Source organism: Bradyrhizobium sp. LeoB3, from assembly GCF_055456055.1.
Genome location: NZ_JBVBEF010000193.1, coordinates 1 through 5,935 on the forward strand (window position 1 = coordinate 1; position 5,935 = coordinate 5,935).

At 57.2% G+C, this 5,935-nt stretch carries 6 protein-coding genes and 3 pseudogenes; 7 read left to right on the forward strand and 2 right to left on the reverse strand.

The window, feature by feature from the left end:
- Positions 1-172: 172 nt before the first annotated feature.
- The 7 genes and pseudogenes from ACZXDY_RS44225 to ACZXDY_RS44255 form a co-directional block, all read left to right on the forward strand.
- A pseudogene (locus ACZXDY_RS44225) lies at positions 173-487 on the forward strand (Mth938-like domain-containing protein); the annotation flags it as partial.
- 66 nt (positions 488-553) lie between these two features.
- Positions 554-929 (forward strand): annotated as a pseudogene (locus ACZXDY_RS44230) (hypothetical protein).
- 164 nt (positions 930-1,093) lie between these two features.
- Positions 1,094-1,297: a hypothetical protein gene (locus tag ACZXDY_RS44235; RefSeq protein WP_464349807.1), complete on the forward strand. Its 204-nt coding sequence runs from the start codon at positions 1,094-1,096 to the stop codon at positions 1,295-1,297.
- Between the two features lie 174 nt (positions 1,298-1,471).
- Positions 1,472-2,272, forward strand: a complete 801-nt coding sequence (locus ACZXDY_RS44240; protein WP_464349808.1) for a hypothetical protein — start codon at positions 1,472-1,474, stop codon at positions 2,270-2,272.
- Entirely contained in the window at positions 2,262-2,984 is a 723-nt protein-coding gene (locus tag ACZXDY_RS44245; protein ID WP_464349809.1) for a metallophosphoesterase family protein, read from the forward strand. Before ACZXDY_RS44240 ends, ACZXDY_RS44245 begins: the two co-directional genes overlap by 11 nt.
- 401 nt (positions 2,985-3,385) lie before the next feature.
- On the forward strand, positions 3,386-3,580 hold the full coding sequence (locus ACZXDY_RS44250; RefSeq protein ID WP_464349810.1) for a hypothetical protein: 195 nt from the start codon (positions 3,386-3,388) through the stop codon (positions 3,578-3,580).
- A gap of 194 nt (positions 3,581-3,774) precedes the next feature.
- Positions 3,775-4,158 (forward strand): hypothetical protein, encoded by a 384-nt coding sequence (locus ACZXDY_RS44255; protein ID WP_464349811.1) that lies wholly within the window; start codon positions 3,775-3,777, stop codon positions 4,156-4,158.
- A 36-nt stretch (positions 4,159-4,194) separates the two neighbouring features.
- On the opposite strand, the gene ACZXDY_RS44260 is transcribed toward ACZXDY_RS44255, so the two are convergent.
- On the reverse strand, positions 4,195-5,052 hold the full coding sequence (locus ACZXDY_RS44260; RefSeq protein WP_464349812.1) for an alpha/beta fold hydrolase: 858 nt from the start codon (positions 5,050-5,052) through the stop codon (positions 4,195-4,197).
- Between the two features lie 89 nt (positions 5,053-5,141).
- Positions 5,142-5,520: pseudogene (locus ACZXDY_RS44265) on the reverse strand (PRC-barrel domain-containing protein).
- Positions 5,521-5,935: the final 415 nt, after the last annotated feature.

A 5,935-nucleotide genomic window follows, 5' to 3' on the forward strand; every position in this document is an offset into this window, starting at 1 on the left:
CGGCTGGAGCGTTTGCCGGGTGGGACTTGCACCCACTGGAAAGCGCCGCCTTGTCACGGCGCACACCCGTTGCGGACGTCCTCAGAAGCTCCATAAACTTGGTTCGAGGAAAGACTTTCTGGCGCCTCACCGCTGCGCGTTGGGGTGGGAGCCTGATTAGAAGGAGGTCGCGATGAGGATTGAAAGCACCTCATTTGGCGCGATTACGATTGATGGAAAGACGTATGAGCACGACGTGGTCATTCGCCTTTCCGGCAAGGTTGTGAAGCGGAAAAAGAAGTTATCACAGAAGCTCTATGGTACGTCGCACATACTTTCAAAAGTCGAGGCGAAATTTCTCTTTGAGAAAGGGTGCGACCAGGTCGTCATTGGCTCGGGTCAGATGGGCAACGTCGTCAACCTATCACCGGAAGCCGAAGCCTATTTCGAACGGAAGGGCTGCGAGGTCCTGTTGAAGCCAACACCCGAGGCGATCCGGATGTTCAACCAGTCGCACGCAAAGAGGATCGGGCTATTTCACGTGATCTCCCCGCCAGTGGAGGCTTGGTCGCGCATCAAGGCTCTGCGCAAGCTGTACCGGAAAGTTCTAGCCGAATACGAGCGAAGCGCGCGGCTTGCGGCTTATGCGGGACTGGCTATCGCCAGACCAACGAGAGCAATTCGATGACTCAGGCTATTTCGAGGTCGTCGGTTGCGACAGCGGAAAACGATACCGCATCTATTATGGGATAGTTCCGCCGAACGTCTATGAGATCAATTATGCGGGCCGTCTCAAGATGGGTTTGTGTTTCATGCCTCTTGGCCGCCTGCCGGCGGGGGATGTCATTCTTGCCCAAAAGGTTGCCTTGGAGACGGATGAGCACAGCGCGTTAAAAGTAGCCAACAGGTTTTCGCCAAACCGAGAATTGCTCCGCAGCCGATCTCTCTGAACCAAGTTCTTGGTGAACTAGAACGAACGGGCAGCCAACTAGGCCGTCGCAGGCGAGCGGGCGTACTCTAGTTTCGCAAACGACGACGTTCACGTGAGATCGTGCGAGCCGCAAGGCTTCACCGCGTTTTAGATTGAAGAGCAAAGCAGCGGCCATGTGACCGAATGAAATCCGCGGTTGACCGGCACCTGTCCGGGCAAAGATTGGCCCGACATCCGCCACAGGATATTCTCCTCAAGTTGCAGGACGCGATCCAGGACATCAATGCCATGGTTCAGGTGCCGTCGTCGCACACCCTTAAACACCAGGCGAAGTGCCTGGAGGCGGGCGCGTTATTGAAGGAACTCATCGTGAGGGCAGGGCGATGATGGAATCACCACTCTCCCCGGAGCCACGGCGGCAGGGTCGCTAGGAAGCTTGTGCCCTGCCCCTTCGCGCGCCTTCTGCTGCCGCCCGGCCGTTCGCCGCGTCGTTTAATTCGGAACTCAAAGGAACTTCCACGATGCGCGCCGATTAGTATTCAGGAACAAATGGAGTGATCAGTGCAAGCGCGAGATCGCCAGATTGCAGCGCTGGGTACGGAACGCTCGGCAGATGTCGATGCGTTCAAGCTCGCGTCTCTTACCGATACGGAGCAGTTCTATTCAAATGTCCTGAGGCATCTACTCGAATCGGATCTTCCGTTCATGATCGGAGGCGGCTACGCCGTAAATCTCTATACCCACGCGCGGTGCCCGACAAAGGACCTAGACATTTTTACGACTGCCGCGGAATTCCCCCGCCTGCTCTCTCACCTACAGCGGAACAATCGGGTATCGGCGGATGAAAGTTGGCTGGGAAAAGTTCATCGCGGCCGCGATTTCGTTGACGTCATCTTTGGCTCCAGCAATGGCGCCGTGCCGGTTCAGGAAGAGTGGTTTCAGTATGCAGCGCAGGCTCAAGTGCTCGGGCATCGCGTGCCTGTGATCAACCCCACCGAGCTGATCTGGTCCAAGGCGTTCATCCAGAAGCGTAACCGTCATGATGGCGTCGATATCGTCCATCTCATTCTTAAGCAGCGAGAAGCAATCGATTGGCAGCGCCTGATCATGTACATGAACCCACATTGGGAGATACTGCTTTGTCATCTGCTCACGTTTCGTTGGATCTATCCGAGCGAGCGAGATGCCATTCCAGATTGGCTGCTTGACGATCTCCTTGAACGATTGAGTCGGCAGCGGGAAGGTCCGCCACCGGCGACGAAACTCTGCCGCGGTCGGTTGCTTTCCAGCTCCGATTACCGAAGTGCGACCGAGAAATGGGGCTTTCTGAATGTCGGAGACGAGTGCGGCAATGAACGATGATGCAAGTTCATTCACATTTGCAAGCATCGGCGATCTTCATGTGAAGGATGGGCAGTCGGGCTCGCTTCGTGAATTGTTTCAAGCAATCTCGAGGAGTGCCGGCGCCCTGGTCCTTTGCGGCGACCTCACCGATACCGGAACTCCGGCACAAGCGGAAATCCTCGCTAAAGAACTGCGTGTCTGCTCTATCCCAGTAATCGGCGTGCTTGGGAATCACGATTACGAGTCGGGACATGCCGACGAGGTGAAACGAATCCTTTGTGACGCGGGCGTACACCTGCTCGATGGCCAGGCAGCCGAAGTTAATGGTGTGGCATTTATTGGTGTGAAGGGCTTTGCCGGCGGATTTGGTCCACGAATGCTAAGCTCTTTCGGCGAGCCGGCGATCAAGACGTTTGTTGCCGAAGCGATGAATGAAGCGATGCGGCTGGAGAACATCATGCGCACGGTGAACAGCCGGCGCGCCGTCGTGGTCCTTCACTATGCCCCGATTGTCGATACGGTGGAGGGTGAACCTCTCGAAATCTATCCCTTCCTCGGGTGCTCGCGCCTTGCAGAGACCATTGATCGCTTCAAAGTTTGCGCCGTCGTGCATGGTCATGCGCATCGCGGGAAGTATGAGGGCAGCACGCCCGCCGGAGCGCGGGTGTACAACGTCGCCATGGCCGTGCAGAAGCCTTCAGGGTTGCCCTATGGGCTCATTTCCGTCTGATGGTGGGAGTTCACCTGAAAGCCCCTTTCATGATCCAGGATTAAGGCACATTAGACGGTCCTTCGTGAATCTCATCTGAGGAGAAGCGCGATGAGCGACGCATTGCCCCCGTTGTTGAAAGTAGCACTGGAAGCGCATGGTGGGCACGACCGCTGGGTCAAGTTCAAGGGTATAGCATCGACCATCCTGACCGGCGGCGAGCTCTGGGAGCCGAAAGGCGCTCCTTTGATCCCGGTGTCGCGGCGCGCGACGAGCGAATTCCACCGCGAGCCGGGCTATGAAGCGCGCGACGTTGCTCCGATCGAGAACGAGGGTGAGACGCTTCGTGGCGTAGCCGTGCGGTTACCGGAAGGCGTCCTCAGCCACAGCCGGAACAGCGCTTCTACTTCGATTCGGATGGGTTGCTCCGCCGCCACGACTATCCGGTTGATGTATGGGCGGACACGCCCGCCGCGCACTTCATATTCGACTATGTCGACGTCAACGGACTGAAATATTCCACCCGTCGCAGCGTGTTCAGGATCAATCCGGACGGCACGCTCGACCGAGATTTCAACGCCGTCACGATCGAGCTGTCGAATTACGCGCTGTTCTGAGCGTCCGCGCTTTGCCCATACTTGGATGTCTTATGAAAAAACTTGTGTTGGCTACTGCGGCCGTAGTTGCGTTTACGGCACCAGCTCTCAGTCACGTGCGGCCTGCAAGGCGCAATGCCGGAAGGGTAAGTGAAATAGCGGTGTGACAGGTGCTTCGGATTACCATCCAAGCTGCCGCGCACGATGAAGGCCCGATGTCAGCTTTCGAGGGCTTAGCAGAAATCTTGTTGAGTCAGTTCATTGCCGTTCTTGACCCACTGGCGACCTCGGCTCGTCACAATGCATATCTCCCTCGCGAAGCGGAAAGCTCGGACTTCTCAAGGAGGGCAGATGCCGCCGGGATCGGCCTTTCAGCGATGCGCCACCAGCCAAGCGATGATGTTCGGCCAGATACGCCGGTACGCCTCCCGCCCTACAAGAATTCCGAGGTGCTGCAATGCAACCCCGATCTCGCCGGAGTATTTGATGAGCGAGACATCCTTGGTAGGCAACGCATCAAGGAACGGTTCAATCGAGGCGAGCGGCGCAACCTTGTCTGCCGTGTTGACGACCGCGAGGGTCGGAAGGTCAAGACATGACGGGCCGACCGTGCCACCTCGCACGGCAAGGGTGCCTCAGCAGAACCGGTTTTCTCGATACAGCCATTCGGCAATCTGATGGATCAGCCTCCCCGGGAGCGGGGCTTCGTCAAGCGCCCAGCGCGCAACCCGCGCGTGGACATCCAGCGCCCGTAAGTCGCCAATGCTCATTGCTGCATCCATCAACCGGGACCATACGAATGTATCAGGGGAGGCGAAAGCGCTTGCATGCGACAGCAGCGACCCCGGAATGATGTTCGTTTCACTCAGATCAGGCGGAATCATCGAGACGAGCGCATCACGAAATCGGTTTGTCCCTGGTTGAAAGCAAAGGGGCGCGCCGAGAAGCAATAGACCGCGGACAGCTCGCGGTTCGCATGCGCTAAAGGCTGCCGCTAACGTCCCGGCAAGCGAGTGGCCGATCAGGAAGGGCTTTGCCGCTTTCGGCTCGGTTGTGATTGTCGCCACACATTCGGATATGGCTCTCACACATTCATCGAGCCCGATATGTCCGCCTGATGGTGACGGCGCAATCCATTCGAGGAGGTATACGCGCACGCCGTATCTCAGGCAGTAGCGGATGGCGCTGACGTTTGGCCCGAGATCCCAGATATAGGGCCGCTTGATTGGAGCGGCGACAATGAGCAGCGATGTCTCTGGGCCGGGGCCTCCATAATCCCGAAGCCGCCAATAAGCTCCACTGGCAAGTCTCCGATGCGTCAGTTCGGCAGGATCAAATCCGATCGCGCCCAGCACCTGTCCCTGTGCGCGGCGCATGAAATCAAGCGCCGCAAATTGGGCCTCTTGTAACAACTCCACCGCAACCCCGCGCAAAAAAGGAAGTTGACCACATACTTTGGGACGCTCCCAAACACGAGCAACCCGCCACAGCATCGGCCGCCTCACCGGGGGCTGGTTGATCAGCTCTTCAAATCAGCCAGTTGGCACGCACGATTGGGAATTTTTGGATGCGCTGCCTAGTGTTATAGGCCACCTCGCCCCTCCCAGTACGTAGGCATTCCATAGTACCGGTGGGTTCGCGTTTCCCAGTCTCGATGCCTGCCACGAGTCATCACTGAATTCAGGCGCGTCCCTCAACTGCTGTTCGGTGATATTGGTTCGAAAACCACCAAGCGACTTATCATATGTCAGAGCACCCCATGGAATGGGATAATGGCTGTGCCCCAACCCAGCAAATCCGCCAAAGCTCATGACGGCATAGGCTACGCGACCTGACATCTTGTCGATAATGAGATGATCAATCTCACCGATATTCTTTCCATCTGCTCCATAAACCTCGGTTCCATGAATGTCTTCGCTTGAGATGCATTGATGATCCGGATGGGCTGTTGCACGGGCCATGGCTTCGGCTCCCTCACGAGTGGGTTTCGTCGACTTAACTCGACCTGTGTGGGGGTCGTTCCTGTTTTCGCGAGAACATTTCAGCGCTAATCACCAATCTACCGTCGCCGACATCGACTCTAACAACCTCCAGTCCCGAGGACCTATGGCGAAAAACCTGCATCAAGGTCTTCCATGGCCCGGCGCAGCTTTCGGCTCTGGCGATCAAAGAACTGGGCGTCCGGTAGGCAGCCGCAAGTGGTCTCGTTTATTTCGAATGTCGCCTTTGTGAAGGGTTTCGGATGCCGGCCGCATGAGGGACGGCGCCGCGTATTCGGCGGCTGGCGTCCGAAAGCCTGCAAGGGAGATGCTATGGGGCGGCGGCGAGGATATTGCATCCATCGTTGCTGATATGAACCGATGGAGCGCCCCTTGC